Origin of the sequence: Pseudomonas nicosulfuronedens, assembly GCF_005877905.1 — a bacterium.
Classification (GTDB): domain Bacteria; phylum Pseudomonadota; class Gammaproteobacteria; order Pseudomonadales; family Pseudomonadaceae; genus Pseudomonas; species Pseudomonas nicosulfuronedens.
In genome coordinates, this window is sequence record NZ_SWDV01000045.1 from 1 (window position 1) to 12,840 (window position 12,840).

Genomic DNA, 12,840 nt, shown 5'->3' on the forward strand with positions numbered 1-12,840 from the left:
TTACAGATGGCCGAAACCCCTGAAATGCTTAGCGTTTCAGGGGTTTTGTCTTTTCTGCGCCTTCCGTTCAGGACAGGTACCCTGCCAGGTTGTTTCTACGAGCCCCATTATCCACGACAGGAGCGCCGTCATGCTCTTGATATGTGGCGGGCTCCATCGTTCATGGTTTTTTCGCGCCATTATTGTCTCTGTAGATGAGTGCGCTGCTATCGGAGTGCGCAGAGCAACAAGGGACTCTCGCCGGGTACATCGTTGAACATGGATTCGCGGATATCGATCGTAGAGAAGCATTGCGATTGAGATGCGTACTGGAAGAGCGACTCCCCCTTAGGCTCAATCCCGTCTGCTCAGGTCTGTTCGCCGCCACGCGCAGCCCGCGCATCGTTCGGCCTTCCGAATTCAGCCATCGCTGGCGACATAATCCTTCCGCTGAGGCGGATCCATTTTCGTCGCGCGAGCAACACCCAGTTTGTGCGCGGTTGAGCGGCGTAGGGGGGGGGGGGCTGGGGGCGTGCCGGCCCAGTGATTTCCTCGGGCTTCGCTTGGTTCCTTTAGTGCCTGTGGTGCATGCAAGCGGCGCTGCAAGGGCTCAGGCTGGCGTTCTATGGGGCAGATGGCTGGCATATGGCCGAAGCTGCTGGAATGCCTGGCGTTTCAGAGGGGGCTTTCTGGGATGTGTCTGCCAAATGTGCGTCGCCGTGCTTCGGGTGTCGGCCGGTAGCCATCGGCAGTAAGGCTCGCGAAGCGCAACCAGCTCGCGCCTGGAGGGTTGACGATAGCGGTGCGAAGTCCACTTATGGCCGTGTATTGAACGCACATTCTCGCTGACCAATTGATGAAGAACCGTCCCTTGTCGGATCATTGATTCATTGATTCATTGATTCATCGATTCGGAGCAAGGACTCTGGAGATGTTGAACGATTTCCGTTGTGGCAACTGCAACCGCTTATTGGCTCAAGTGGGAGCCTTTTCCGAAGTTCAGGTGAAATGCACTCGCTGCGGCACCCTCAATCATCTGAAGGCCCCGAGCCTCTCACTATCGCCTGTGAGCGACTTCCGTGCAGCACGACTGCGAGCTCCCTCAATCATTACTGACAGGTGACTAGCATCATGACGACCACTTTTGAAAAACTGATTCAAATCGTAGGCGATGGGTTTTTTTCGCAGGGGTTCAATGCGCTCGGGGCGCTGGGCGGGGACGACGCGCTGAATTATCTGCTGCTGCAATCGCAGGATCCGGCGCGGACGAGCGCTACCGTGAGTGCACTGGCAGAGATTGGCACTCAGCCAGCCATTGATCGTTTGCTTGAGCTTGCCGGTGATAGTAGCGAGTACATGCGAGCTCAGGTTTACACCGCACTAGCGGATTCGGGGTGGCCTGGAAGTGTTAGTTTCCTGTTTAATGCCTATGCCACCGAGACTTCCATGTATGCCAAAAGTACCTCGGTCAATGCAATGAGTGTTGCATTGCGCAAGGCGCAGTAAGGGGCCGCGAGGCGCCCTGAACATTGAGGCGCCTCGCTGGATCATTTTCCTTATCCGCAATATCCATCCATCTTCCGCTGATTCCCCTCAGTGGGATTCGCCTGATACTGCTGTAGCCAGAACTGGCACGGCGCGCCACTGAAGCGTTTTTCCTGCTCCGATTTCTCTATTTGACGATTCTGCTGTTCCTGCGTGGCCTGCTGCCGTTGCAGGTATTGCTGGAACATCTCTTCATTGCTGCGCGCAGGCAGGTGGCTGGCGGGAGTTCCTGCGGATGGTTGTGCGAGGCGGGTGACGACGGCGGGTGGAAGGTTGGGCCAGATCAGCCAGGCAGTAACGGCAACGGCCAGGCAGCCAAGCCAGATGCCGGTGGTAATTGCGAAAGTGAGTTTCCAGAAACCGAGTGTGGGCTGCGACATGGGCTGAGGCTTTGGCTGGTTAGGCCCCACTGATACCCCATCCGGGCTCTGAAGGGAAAGAGGCAGGCCCGCGGCGCTGGAGAAGCGCTGCGGGCGAGGACTCATTTCGGGGCGGCGGCGGACTCGTAGGCTTCGAGGGCGCGCAGGGAGTAGATGTAGGCGGCGCCGGCGTTGAGCGAGATGGCCGTGGCCAGGGTCTGGGCGATCTCGGCTTCGGTGGCGCCGGCCTTGCGCGCGGCTTCGGCGTGGACGCCGATGCAGCCATCACAGCGGGTGGTGATTGCCACGGCAATGGCGATGAGTTCGCGGGTCTTGGCGTCCAGGGCGTCGCCGTCAGCGGCGGCGGCCTCGAGGGCCTGGTAGGCAGCGATCATCTTCGGGTGTTTCTTGCCCAGGGCGCCGAAGGCTTTTTTCACGGCAGGGACGTACTCGGACCAGTTGAACAGCATGGTGCTTCTCCTTGAGGCCGGGAGGGATGAGGTGTGGCCTTGAAGCTTAGTCTGCGCCAGCCTGTGTGCCGGGTATTGTCTGTTCCGCTCAGTTTTTTCATCGATGCGCTCGACTGCTGAGAAGCGGACGGGCATAGAGACTTTCAGCAGGCGTCGAGGATTTCGTAACGTTGGCGCGCGCCACCGGTGCCCACTTCCACTTCGTCGCCGGGATGGCGATGGAGAAGGGCGCTGCCCAGTGGGGCGCGGGTGGTGATGACGAGGATCTCGGTACCTTCGTACTGCACTTTGAGGCCGGCGCCGTCAGGGCCGAGGAACACCCAGCGCTGCTGGTGCCGTTCGTTGACCAGTTGCACCAGGGCGCTGGTCTGGATGCCCTGGTCCTCGTCGAAATCGCGCAGTTGCAGATTCTCGAACAGCGACAGGGCCTGACGGATTTCTTCTACGCGGCGCGATTGACCGGCGGCGAGATAGGCTGCTTCCAGGCCAAGGGTGTCGTACTTGTTCTCGGCGACATTCTCCTCGTGGGTCGCGGTTTCGTGGGCCGTCCGGGCGGCGCGTACGGCGACCTCGAGGTCTTCGGCGAGGCGGACGAGGATCAGTTGATAGGCGCGTTTCTTGTCCATGGTGACAGGCTGGAGATAAAGGCGCCTATCCTAGGGGCTTTGTCGTGTTGTGCGAAGGCGCTTTCAAGTTTTTCCCACGACGGCCGATAGAACGGCTGAATTCCCGGAGCAAAGGACATCCGGCATGAGCCTTTCCATTACCCCCGCCATCCAGACTTTTGCCACCCAGCTTCGTGTGGCGAGTGATGCCAAAGCATCGGCTGGAACTACCAATGAGAGCGCCAGTAGTACCGGTGATAGCCCGCGCCTGCAAGCTGGCGGCACAGCGCCCAGCGGCAAGAGCGACAAGAGTTCCGGCAGCTCTGGAGGCTCCAGCACAACGGTCGAACAACTGCAGAAGCGCCTGAAGGAATTGCAGAAGCAGTTGCAGCAGGAGCAGCGGGAGCTGGCTGAGGCGCAGAAGCGCCACTATTCCTCGGATGCCGAGCGCACTGCTGCGCTCATGGCGCTGCAAAGCCGCATCGCCAGCACTAGCGCAGCCATGCAGCAGACCGCCGCGGCACTGGCCGAGGCGATCCGCAAGGCCGGCGGTAGCGGCGCGGGCTCCATGCTCAGCGCCAGTGCCTGAAGCGGATCAGTAGCCGGCCAGGATGTTGACGATCAGCCCGCTGGCAATGGCAACCAGGATGTAATCGCCGTTGACGTAGAGCCAGCGATGGTCACGCGGCGGAGCGTAAAGGTGGCGGGCTTGCCAGTCAGTGACCCAGTAACGGTCGCCCCGGTAGTTCGGTTCCACGACTACTCCACGGCGCCAATCGCGATGAGGCACGGGCATACCGGCTTGCGGGCGATAGTTCGGGTTCTTGTAGTAGCGCGGATCGCTGTGGCCATTGCGCCCCTGGTTGTAGTTGCCGTGTGGCTGTTGCTGCTGAGGTCGCTGCTGATATTGCTGTTGCTGCCCTGGGTGTTGCTGTTGCTGCTGGGGCGGCCGCTGTTGTTGCTGCTGCGGCTGTCGATTGTCCGGACGGTTCGGGCCATTGTCCGGGCCGCCCCCCGGCTGGGCGAAACTCGCCAGCGGGCTGCCGAGCATCAGGGCGGCACAGATCAGGGCGACTGACTTCTTCATGGTGTTTCTCCTAAAGCATCCGGCAGTGCCGGAGTGCGAATCCTGCTTTCATCGTCCCGGACGATCCGGGTACTTCATGAGACCGCGCGGGCAGGTCAACGAACGCCAAGCGTAAGTAAATGTTCGGTAAAGAAATTCTCTGCTTTGTCAGTTCGCTGATACAGAGCGGACGAAAGCGCAATCCGGTGTATTTCCTTGTGCCGCTATCTTTGTGCAGTTTCAGCATTTGATGATATGTTTGCAGCAAATGCACTGATAGGAGACTCGCCATGAGTGCTCTGCTGAAGGAAAACCCGGTCGCCGATGCCGTCCTGGCCAAGGCCGTGCTGACGGCGCGCGAACACCTGGCGATGACCCAGCAGGAACTGGCCGCCATCGTCGGCGTGGACCGCAGCGCGGTGAGTCGCTGGAAGCAGAACGGCCTGCGCGTCGACAGCAAGACCGGCGAGCTGGCGCTATTGCTGGTGCGCATCTACCGCGCGCTGTTCGCGCTGTTCGGTGGCAACCATGAAGACATGCGCCACTTCCTGCGTACCGAGAACCACCACCTGGGCGGCGTGCCGCTTCAGTTGATGGAGCAGGTGCAGGGGCTGGTTGCGGTGGTCGAGTACCTGGACGCCATCCGGGGCAAGGTCTGAATGTCCTTCACCGCTGGCGCCCGTCTCTGGGCGAAGTATGAGGATTCGGTCGTCGCTCCCATTCGTGGGCGCCTGGTGCGTTTGGTGGAGAGCCAGGGACAGGTGGCGACGCTGCAGTTGGTGGACACCCTGGAAGAGCAGGCGCTACTCGAGGAGTTGCTGGAAACCAGCAAGCCGCACATGCCACCTGCCGCCGAGCCGCTGCACTATCTATTGAAGACGCCGTTTCGTTATCCGCCGCTGCGCTGGGGCTCGCGCTTCGGTCGGCGGCATGAGCCGAGCCTGTTCTACGGCGCGCTCAAGTTGGAAACGGCCATGGCGGAATCAGCTTTCTACCGTTTCGTGCTGTGGGAGGGGATGGCGACGCCGCCGCCCAGTGGGCGAATCCTTTCCGAGCACGCCTCGTTCGAAGCGCGTTTCCAGGTGCAGAAGGGGGTGCGTCTTCACCTGCCGCCTTTCCGTGAGCACGAAGCACTGCTCGATCCGCAGGATTACAGTGTGACCCAAGGCCTGGGAAGTGCGATGCGCGAGGCGGGCGTGGAGGCCTTTGAATACCGTTCGGCACGCTGCCCGCAGGGCGGCGTGAACGTCGCGTTGTTCGCTCCCTCGGCGTTCACCGAGAAGCGCCCGCGTAACCTGATGCCGTGGCTATGCGAGACGACTTCCGAGTATGTCGCCTTCAAGCATGCGCAGGTGCCCGACAGCCCACGACTCTACCGGCGCGAGCAATATCTGGTGGATGGCAGGCTGCCGCATCCGGCCTGACCGTTCATCGTTTTGCCACTGTCGTGTCACGGTGAGCGGTGTATGTTGCGGGATGGCCAAGCAGGGAGCGCCAGACCATGGATATACGGATAGCCGTCCATCCCAGCGACGATCGTCGCTGGCGCGTTTACCTCAATCAATTCTTCTACGACTGCACCAGCCGCAGTTCGGCCGAGCGCATTTATGCGCGAGTCTGTGCCGCCGAGCAGCTGGCGATTCAGCTTCCCGAGCCACCCCGCATCGTCCGGCCGCAGCGTATGCCGCGCCGGCAGGTTCAGATCGCATGAAATTCTCTGGGTATCGGCGTCGGAGGACGGAGCTTCCGACGCACACGTAGCCCGGTTGAATGCACTGTCTGCCTGAGAACACTTCCTATCCACTGCCCTGAAACGGGGCGGTCGGCTGCTGCGTGGCGCGCACTTGTGCACAATGCTGACGCACTCTGTCAAGGCCCCGAAACATTGCAGATGGCCACCCCGTGAATTTCCTTGCGTTTTTTAATTTGTTGAAAAATAAAGAAAATTTCTATTGGTGAAAAAATCACCAATCTGTCGTGCGGCCCCAGTTCACTGGGGGTATGGGATGTTTTAAGCAAGTTCTCCACTGAGTTATCCACAGCTTCTGTGGATTGTCCCGAGCGCTTGCTCAGGAGCCTTGTCCCAGGGCCCTTACAGCGGACGAGGGCTGATCGCGCGGGCGACTGTTAGACTGGCGCGATCCATTGCCACACCTCGGAGTCCTGCATGCCTCTCGATCTTTCCGCCCTGTTGCTCGGTGCGCTCGCCGGATTGCTGCCCATGGCGGCGCTCGCGTGGCGCCTGCAGGCGCGCAGGGTGGAGGTGGAACAGGAGGCAACCCTGCTGCGCGAGCGCCTGGCCACTGCGCAACTGGCGCAGGACGGACTGTCCGCCCGCTCCGAAGCGGACCGCGAGGCTTTCCAGCGCCTTAGTGGCCGACACAGCGAACTCTCCGCCGAGGCAGCGGCATTGCGCCGTGAAGTCGAGCTGGGCAAAGACGAGCGTGCGCGCCTGGGCAACGCCGAGCAGGACTGGCAGGCCGAGCGCGCCGATAAGGAAGTCGAACTGCGTCGACTCTCCGCCGAGCATGCGGCGCTCTCGGCCGAGCTGCGCGAGCAGCAGGAGAATCACCAGCAGCGCCTGGGCGATCTGCAAGCCGCAAAGGATGACCTGCGGGCACAGTTCGCCGAGCTGGCCGGGAAGATTTTCGACGAACGCGAGCAGCGTTTTGCCGAGTCCAGCCAGCAGCGTCTCGGGCAGTTGCTTGACCCACTGAAGGAGCGCATCCAGTCCTTCGAGAAACGGGTGGAGGAGAGCTACCAGGCCGAGGCTCGTGAGCGCTTCTCGCTGACCAAGGAGCTGGAGCGTCTGCAGCAATTGAACCTGCGCCTGGGCGAGGAAGCCACCAACCTGACCCGTGCGCTGAAGGGCCAGAAGACCCAGGGCAACTGGGGAGAGCTGGTGCTTGAGCGCGTACTGGAACACGCCGGCCTGGAGAAGGGCCGCGAGTATGAAACCCAGGTGAGCCTGCGCGCGCCGGATGGCGAGCGCTTCCAGCCTGACGTGCTGATCCGCCTGCCTGGCGACAAGCAGGTGGTGGTGGATGCCAAGGTCAGCCTCACTGCCTACCAGCAGTTCATCGCCGCGGACGACGAGGTGATCCGCCAGCAGGCACTCAAGGCGCATGTGCTGTCGCTGCGCAGCCATGTGAAGGGGCTTTCCGACAAGGATTATCGCCGCCTCGAAGGCCTGCACAGCCTCGACTTCGTGCTGTTGTTCATGCCGATCGAAGCCGCTTTCTCGGCGGCGCTGCAGGCCGAACCGAACCTGTTCCAGGAGGCCTTCGAGCGCAACATCGTGATCGTCAGCCCGACGACCCTGCTGGCGACGCTGCGGGTGATCGACAGCCTGTGGCGTCAGGAGCGGCAGAACCAGAACGCCCGCGAGATCGCCGAGCGTGCCGGAGCGCTGTACGACAAGTTCGTGCTCTTCGTGCAGGACCTGGACGAGATGGGCACCCGCCTGCAGCAGCTGGACAAGACTTACGCGGCGGCGCGCAACAAGCTCTGCGAAGGGCGCGGCAACCTGATCAGTCGCGCAGAGCAGGTGAAGCTGCTGGGTGCACGGGCCAGCAAGAACCTGCCGACGGATTGGCTGGAGCGGGCGTTGAGTGATGATGCGCCGGTGGTGGAAGAGGGCGAGTAGGCCCGGCTTGCAAACGGACCTGTAGGAGCGAGCTTGCTCGCGAACCCCTATCTCTCGTACACATCCCTGTGGCCGACAGGCCCTGTTCGCGAGCATGCTCGCTCCTACGAAGAGCCCGGCGTTGTTTCCCCGGTGGGACGTATGTGCTCCGTCAGAAAAGGGAGTAGGGCTTACCCGCCGTTCCATCGGCGAAGCGCCGCAGCCTGAAGGCATGCAGGTCCATCCCGGCTTCGCCCTTGTGAATCCACTGGCTCATCAATTGGCCGACGATGGGGCCCATGGCGAAACCGTGGCCGCAGAAGCCGGTGGCGATCAGCAGGCCCGGCACTTCAGGCGGAGCATCAAGCACCGGGATGCCGTCGGGCAGCACGTCGATCAGGCCGGCCCAGCTTTCCACCACCTTCACATCGCGTAGCGCCGGGAATGCCTTGGCGAGGTTGGCCTGCGCCTGGAACACGCGCGAGGTGTTTGCCTTTACCTGCGGATCACGTTCGCCGAGTACGGGACCGTTCACGCTACGCTCGGAGCCGGGCAGGCGCTGGCGCAGGTCGTGGAAGAGCGCGCCATTGAGCTTGAAGGAGAAGCCCGCGCGGTGTTCCGGCAGATGCGGCAGGTAGTGCCGCGCACCACGCAGGTAATCGAGATTGAGGTCGATGTCGGCCTGGGTTTCGTCGGCAAGGTTGATGCTGCCGTCGGTGCGCTGGCGCAAGCCGATACCATGGCCGATGAAGCTCTGCGCGCCGATGTCCGGGCCAGGGCTGGTGCGGGAGACGGTACAGCGTACGGCCTGCTGCGGCAGCTCCAGCCCGAGGCTCTGCACCAGACGCCAGCTGCTGGCACCGGCGCAGACCAGTAATCGCCGGGTCTTTACATAGCCGCGCTCGGTCTGCACGCCGCAGATCGCGCCGGCGGCGCGGTCGATTGCGGTGACGCCGCAGCCCTCGACGAACAAGGCACCTCGCTCGGCGGCGCGCAGTGCATAACCCGGGGCAACGCGGCGCGGTTCCGCCTGGCCGTCGTTGGCAGTGTAGAGGGCGCCGAGTGCGGGATCGCTCAGCGCCGGCATCAGCTTTGCGACTTCCGCACGCCCCAGCAGCCGGGTACCGAGGCCGAAGTTGGCGGCGACCTTCAGCCAGTCCTCGTACTTGCGCTGCTGCTCCGGCGTTTCGGCCAGGTACAGGCAGCCGCCTTGGCGCCATTCCAGCGGCAGTTGCAGCTCTGCTTCCAGGCGCTCCCAGAGTGGAATGGCGGCCATCATCAGCGGCACTTCCGTCGGGTCGCGCGCCTGCTGGCGGACGAAGCCCCAGGCGCGGGTGGACTGCTGGCTGGCGAGGCCAGCCTTGTCCAGCACCAGCACGCTCAGGCCAAGACCGGCAAGCTGCCAGGCAGTGGCGCAGCCCATGATGCCACTGCCGGCGATGACCACATCCGCTTGCTCCGGCAGGCGCTCCACGCGGGAGGGAAGGGCGGGGTGGAGGGGGTAGGTTCCCATCGGCATACGTCGGCATCCCTGTAACGAACGGAGAAGACCGCAGTATGCGTTCGGCGTGCGCCGCGCATCCACTGCGCGGGCACGCGAACAGGCCCTATGAGGCGCGTGCGGCCCGGCTGGCGGCCGGCGAGCGGGCCAGGTAGTCCAGCGCTTCCTGGGTGTTGGCTTCGTGGTCCGGGTGGTACCAGGGCTTGAAGTAGCGCAGGAAGCTGGTGGCCAGCGAGCTGATCTTCGGCAGTACGCCGGTCTTCGAACCATCGCGCCAGATGGCGGCGAAGGAGCGTGGCTTGGCGATGGTCGGGTCCTGGCGCGACAGGGTGCGGGTACCGAAGGCGAACAGGTAGATGATCAGCGGCCAGACCACGAACATCCACAACTGTCGGCTGACAAAGGTGCCGCCCAGGTGCACGTGCAGGTCGTGGGCGACGTTGCGGTGCTCCACTTCCTCGGCGCCGTGCCAGCGGAACAGGTCGAGCAGCACCGGGTCGGCCTTGGCGCGGTCCAGCGCGTCGGCTTCGAGAATCCATTTGCCGAGAATGCAGGTGAAGTGCTCCACCGCCGCGACGATGGCGCAGCGCTGGCCGATCCACCAGCGCTTGAGCCAGGGCGTGCGGTTGAACAGTTCGATACCCAGCGGTGTGTCGCTGAGCAGTTGTTCGAACAGGTAGTCCATGACCTTCAGGTAACGCGTGGAGTCGATGCCGTGGTGGCTCAGGTAGCGTTCCAGGGCACCGGAGTGCGCCCGGGCGTGCATCGCTTCCTGGCGAATGAAACCCTGCACGTCATCGCGCAGGCGGCCTTCCTTCACGAAGGGCAGGGCCTTGTTGTACAGCCGGCAGAACCACAACTCCCCCGCCGGCAGCATCATGTGGATGACGTTGATCGCGTGGGACGCCTCGGGCTCGCCGGGAATCCAGTGCAGCGGCGAGTCGCTGTAGTCGAACTGCACCTTGCGTTGTACGAGCTTGTGATGATGGTCGTTCATGGCAGTTCTCAGGCAGTCAGATTGAGGCGGGCGAACAGGCGCGACAGCCAGGGCATGAAGCGCCATTGCAGGGCGCCCAGGTGCACTTCGCTGCCGACCTTCACCACCGGCTGGTTGCGTTCCACCGCGCGGGTGATGCGCTCGCCGACGGTGTCCGGGCTGAGCCGGCGCCGACGGTAGAAGCGCTGCACCCTGGCGCGGTGTTTCGCCTGTTGTTCGTCATTCATGCCGGCGAAGCGTGTGGCCTGGACGATGCCGGTATCGACGAAGCCCGGGCACGCCGCGCTGACGCCGATGCCGTGGCCGGCCAGCTCGGCGCGTAGACATTCGCTGAGCATCAACACCGCTGCCTTGCTGGTGGCGTAGGCCGGGTAGTTGCGCGAGGGCGCGAAGGCCACGCCGGAGGCAACGTTGACCAGATGTCCCGGCTTGCCGGCCCCGACCATCTGCTGGCCGAACAGCCGGCAACCGTCGATCACGCTCCAGAGGTTGATGCGCAGCAGGCGCTCCCATTCCTGCGGGGTGGTCTTGAGCATCGGCCCGGCCATGCCGATTCCGGCGTTGCTCACCACCACGTCGGGCACACCGAGGCTGTTCTTCACCCACTGGGCGAAGCGCTCCATGGCGACACTGTCACCCACGTCCACGCAATAGCTGTGGGCGCTGGCGCCCACCGCGCGGGCCAGTTCCGCGCTGCGCTCGGCGGCGGCCGGGTCGATGTCCGCGGCCAGCACGCTGGCGCCGCGTTCGGCGAAGCTGAGCAGGGTCGAGCGGCCGATACCGCCGCCCGCACCAGTCACCACCACCAGCTTGCCGGCGAACGGGCCGGAGCCCGGTTTCAGTGCGGCGCGTTGCAACTCCGGTGTGGCTTCGCCGCCCTCGATGTGGCTGACGAACTCGTCGATCCAGTTGCCCAGTTGAGCGGGCTCGGCAAGCAGCTGCCAGTGCCCGGCGGTGACGTCGCGGCGCCACAGGCGCGGCGCCCACAGCGAGAGTTGCTGGAACAATTGTTGGCCGACGTAGCGGTCGCGGGTCGGCACGATGAGTTGAACCGGCACCTCGGTGTGCCGTTTGCGCGGCTTGAAGATCGAGGTGATGAAGTTGGCCCGATAGAGCTTCACCCCGTGCTCGCCATCGCTAGCCTGGTGCGGGTTGCGCACCGGGTTGCGGATGCCTTCGACCTTGCGCAGGTACTGCGGCCAGGCCTTCGCCGCGCCGAATCGCCAGGACAGCGAAGGCAGCAGCGGCAGGTGGAAGTAGTAGATGTACCAGGAGTGCAGCAGTTGGCTGGTCATCTGCAACAGCGCGCGCGGCGTCTTGCGGCGCAGGCGGTCGCGCATCCAGAAGCCGACGTGGTCCAGGCAGGGGCCCGAGACGCTGGTGTAGGAAGCAATGCGTGCGCGCAACTGCGGATCGGTGACGCTCTCCCAAGTCTGGATTGAACCCCAGTCGTGGGCCACCAGGTGCACCGCTCGTTGCGGGCTGACGGCGTCAAGCACCGCCTTGAGGTCCTGGCTGAGCAGCTCCAGGCGGTAGTCGCGGGTCTTGCGCGGCTTGTCCGATTCGCCAGCGCCGCGGACGTCGTAGGCGACCAGTTGATAGCGGCCGGACAGGTGGCGGATTAGCGGCAGCCAGGTTTCATGGTTGTCCGGGTAGCCGTGGACGAACAGCACCATCGGAAGGTGCGGTTCCCCCCAGCGCCAGACCGCCAGGCGTACGTTGCCGGACTGCACGTCCAGCCGTTCCGGTGCCGGCAGGGCTTTCTCCAGCATGGCGTTCATGCCACCTCCCGCCGCGCCGGGGCGCTGATCAGGCCGCGCTGGGTCCAGCGGCGCACGTGGGGCAGGTCATCGTCCAGCCAGTAGGCGTCGTCCTCGGTGACGACCAGCAGTTCTTCGAATTTGGCACCCACGCCGCGCAGGCCCAGGTGTGGTTCGACCGCCCAGAGGCCCGGCGTTGGGGCGTGCTGCGAACGGTCATTACTCGACCACAGCGGTGACCAACCTTCGCGGCGGCCGGTGATCAGGGCGTTCTTCATCAGCGTGGCGATGTTGCGTACACCAAAGCGCGCGACCGATGGGCCGGTGTTGCGCGCACCGAGTTTTTCCACACGGTGGGCCAGGACTTCGAACGGGTAGGCCTTGTGCCGGGGCAGGGTGCCCTGGCGCTGGCAGAGGCGGTCCACCGACTGGCTGACTTCGGCCAGCGGCAGGCGCTGGCGCACTTGTTCGACGATCAGGTTGCGGTGCGCCAGCAGGTCGTCCATCAGGCGCTCCACCAGCAGGTTGTGGCCCAGTGCGCCGGAGTAGCCGACGTCGGCGGTGTAGGCGCCCAGGGTTGGCGCGCAGTCGAGGATGAAGGGCATGCCTTCCTCCAGGCGCTGCTTGCCGGGGTAGAAGGCCAGGTTGAAGCCGCCCAAGTGGCGCAGGCCGTCGAAGCCCTTGAACGAGGTGCGGCTGCCGAACCAGGCGAAGGGCTGGTGGAACCAGTCGCGCACGCCGTGATCGAGCAGCCAGGTCTTCATCAGGGCGGCGGTCTCGCGCTCGCTGATGCCCGGGCGCAGTTCGCCGGCAATGGTTTCGCAGCAGCGGTAGGCCAGTTGCTGAATCTCGCGGAAGTGCCGCAGGTCTTCGGGGGTGGGCACCCAGGCGCCTTGGGACATGACTTTCTCCAGGCTGGTTGTTGTTATCGTT

General features: G+C 63.8%; 15 protein-coding genes. 7 read left to right on the forward strand and 8 right to left on the reverse strand.

Features of this window, described 5'->3' with window-relative positions; all coding sequences use genetic code 11:
- Window positions 1-910: 910 nt before the first annotated feature.
- Window positions 911-1,102 carry a Com family DNA-binding transcriptional regulator gene (locus FAS41_RS26440; RefSeq protein ID WP_138526321.1) on the forward strand — a complete coding sequence of 64 codons (192 nt, stop codon included), beginning with the start codon at window positions 911-913 and terminating at the stop codon, window positions 1,100-1,102.
- Between the two features lie 8 nt (window positions 1,103-1,110).
- Window positions 1,111-1,485, forward strand: a complete 375-nt coding sequence (locus FAS41_RS26445; RefSeq protein WP_138526322.1) for a HEAT repeat domain-containing protein — start codon at window positions 1,111-1,113, stop codon at window positions 1,483-1,485.
- A 50-nt stretch (window positions 1,486-1,535) separates the two neighbouring features.
- On the opposite strand, the gene FAS41_RS26450 is transcribed toward FAS41_RS26445, so the two are convergent.
- From FAS41_RS26450 to FAS41_RS26460, 3 genes are all read right to left on the reverse strand, one after another.
- Window positions 1,536-1,904 carry a hypothetical protein gene (locus tag FAS41_RS26450; protein ID WP_138526323.1) on the reverse strand — a complete coding sequence of 123 codons (369 nt, stop codon included), beginning with the start codon at window positions 1,902-1,904 and terminating at the stop codon, window positions 1,536-1,538.
- Between the two features lie 101 nt (window positions 1,905-2,005).
- Window positions 2,006-2,353 carry a carboxymuconolactone decarboxylase family protein gene (locus FAS41_RS26455; protein WP_017522075.1) on the reverse strand — a complete coding sequence of 116 codons (348 nt, stop codon included), beginning with the start codon at window positions 2,351-2,353 and terminating at the stop codon, window positions 2,006-2,008.
- Window positions 2,354-2,496: 143 nt separating this feature from the next.
- Complete coding sequence (locus FAS41_RS26460) at window positions 2,497-2,979, reverse strand: GreA/GreB family elongation factor (protein ID WP_138526324.1); 483 nt, start codon at window positions 2,977-2,979, stop codon at window positions 2,497-2,499.
- 124 nt (window positions 2,980-3,103) lie between these two features.
- Here FAS41_RS26460 and FAS41_RS26465 point away from each other — a divergent pair, with 124 nt between their 5' ends.
- A complete protein-coding gene (locus FAS41_RS26465; protein WP_138526325.1) occupies window positions 3,104-3,547 on the forward strand; it encodes a hypothetical protein in 444 nt (147 codons plus the stop codon).
- A gap of 6 nt (window positions 3,548-3,553) precedes the next feature.
- Here FAS41_RS26465 and FAS41_RS26470 read toward each other — a convergent pair whose 3' ends face one another.
- Entirely contained in the window at window positions 3,554-4,045 is a 492-nt protein-coding gene (locus tag FAS41_RS26470; protein WP_138526326.1) for an RcnB family protein, read from the reverse strand.
- A 269-nt stretch (window positions 4,046-4,314) separates the two neighbouring features.
- On the opposite strand from FAS41_RS26470, the gene FAS41_RS26475 reads away from it, so the two are divergent.
- The 4 genes from FAS41_RS26475 (at window position 4,315) to FAS41_RS26490 (ending at window position 7,670) form a co-directional block, all read left to right on the forward strand.
- Entirely contained in the window at window positions 4,315-4,683 is a 369-nt protein-coding gene (locus tag FAS41_RS26475; RefSeq protein WP_138526327.1) for an MbcA/ParS/Xre antitoxin family protein, read from the forward strand.
- Window positions 4,684-5,448, forward strand: a complete 765-nt coding sequence (locus tag FAS41_RS26480) for an RES family NAD+ phosphorylase (RefSeq protein WP_138526328.1) — start codon at window positions 4,684-4,686, stop codon at window positions 5,446-5,448.
- Window positions 5,449-5,525: 77 nt separating this feature from the next.
- Window positions 5,526-5,735, forward strand: a complete 210-nt coding sequence (locus tag FAS41_RS26485; RefSeq protein ID WP_138526329.1) for a hypothetical protein — start codon at window positions 5,526-5,528, stop codon at window positions 5,733-5,735.
- A gap of 570 nt (window positions 5,736-6,305) precedes the next feature.
- On the forward strand, window positions 6,306-7,670 hold the full coding sequence (locus FAS41_RS26490) for a DNA recombination protein RmuC (protein ID WP_171049559.1): 1,365 nt from the start codon (window positions 6,306-6,308) through the stop codon (window positions 7,668-7,670).
- Window positions 7,671-7,821: 151 nt separating this feature from the next.
- Here FAS41_RS26490 and FAS41_RS26495 read toward each other — a convergent pair whose 3' ends face one another.
- The 4 genes from FAS41_RS26495 to FAS41_RS26510 all read right to left on the reverse strand — a co-directional run bounded on the left by FAS41_RS26495 (window position 7,822) and on the right by FAS41_RS26510 (window position 12,809).
- Entirely contained in the window at window positions 7,822-9,162 is a 1,341-nt protein-coding gene (locus tag FAS41_RS26495) for an NAD(P)/FAD-dependent oxidoreductase (protein WP_171049558.1), read from the reverse strand.
- A gap of 94 nt (window positions 9,163-9,256) precedes the next feature.
- Window positions 9,257-10,147, reverse strand: coding sequence for a metal-dependent hydrolase (locus FAS41_RS26500; protein WP_138526332.1), 891 nt, complete (start codon window positions 10,145-10,147; stop codon window positions 9,257-9,259).
- Between the two features lie 8 nt (window positions 10,148-10,155).
- Window positions 10,156-11,928, reverse strand: coding sequence for an SDR family oxidoreductase (locus tag FAS41_RS26505; protein WP_138526333.1), 1,773 nt, complete (start codon window positions 11,926-11,928; stop codon window positions 10,156-10,158).
- Window positions 11,925-12,809, reverse strand: coding sequence for a M24 family metallopeptidase (locus tag FAS41_RS26510; RefSeq protein WP_138526334.1), 885 nt, complete (start codon window positions 12,807-12,809; stop codon window positions 11,925-11,927). Before FAS41_RS26510 ends, FAS41_RS26505 begins: the two co-directional genes overlap by 4 nt.
- Window positions 12,810-12,840 lie beyond the last annotated feature (31 nt).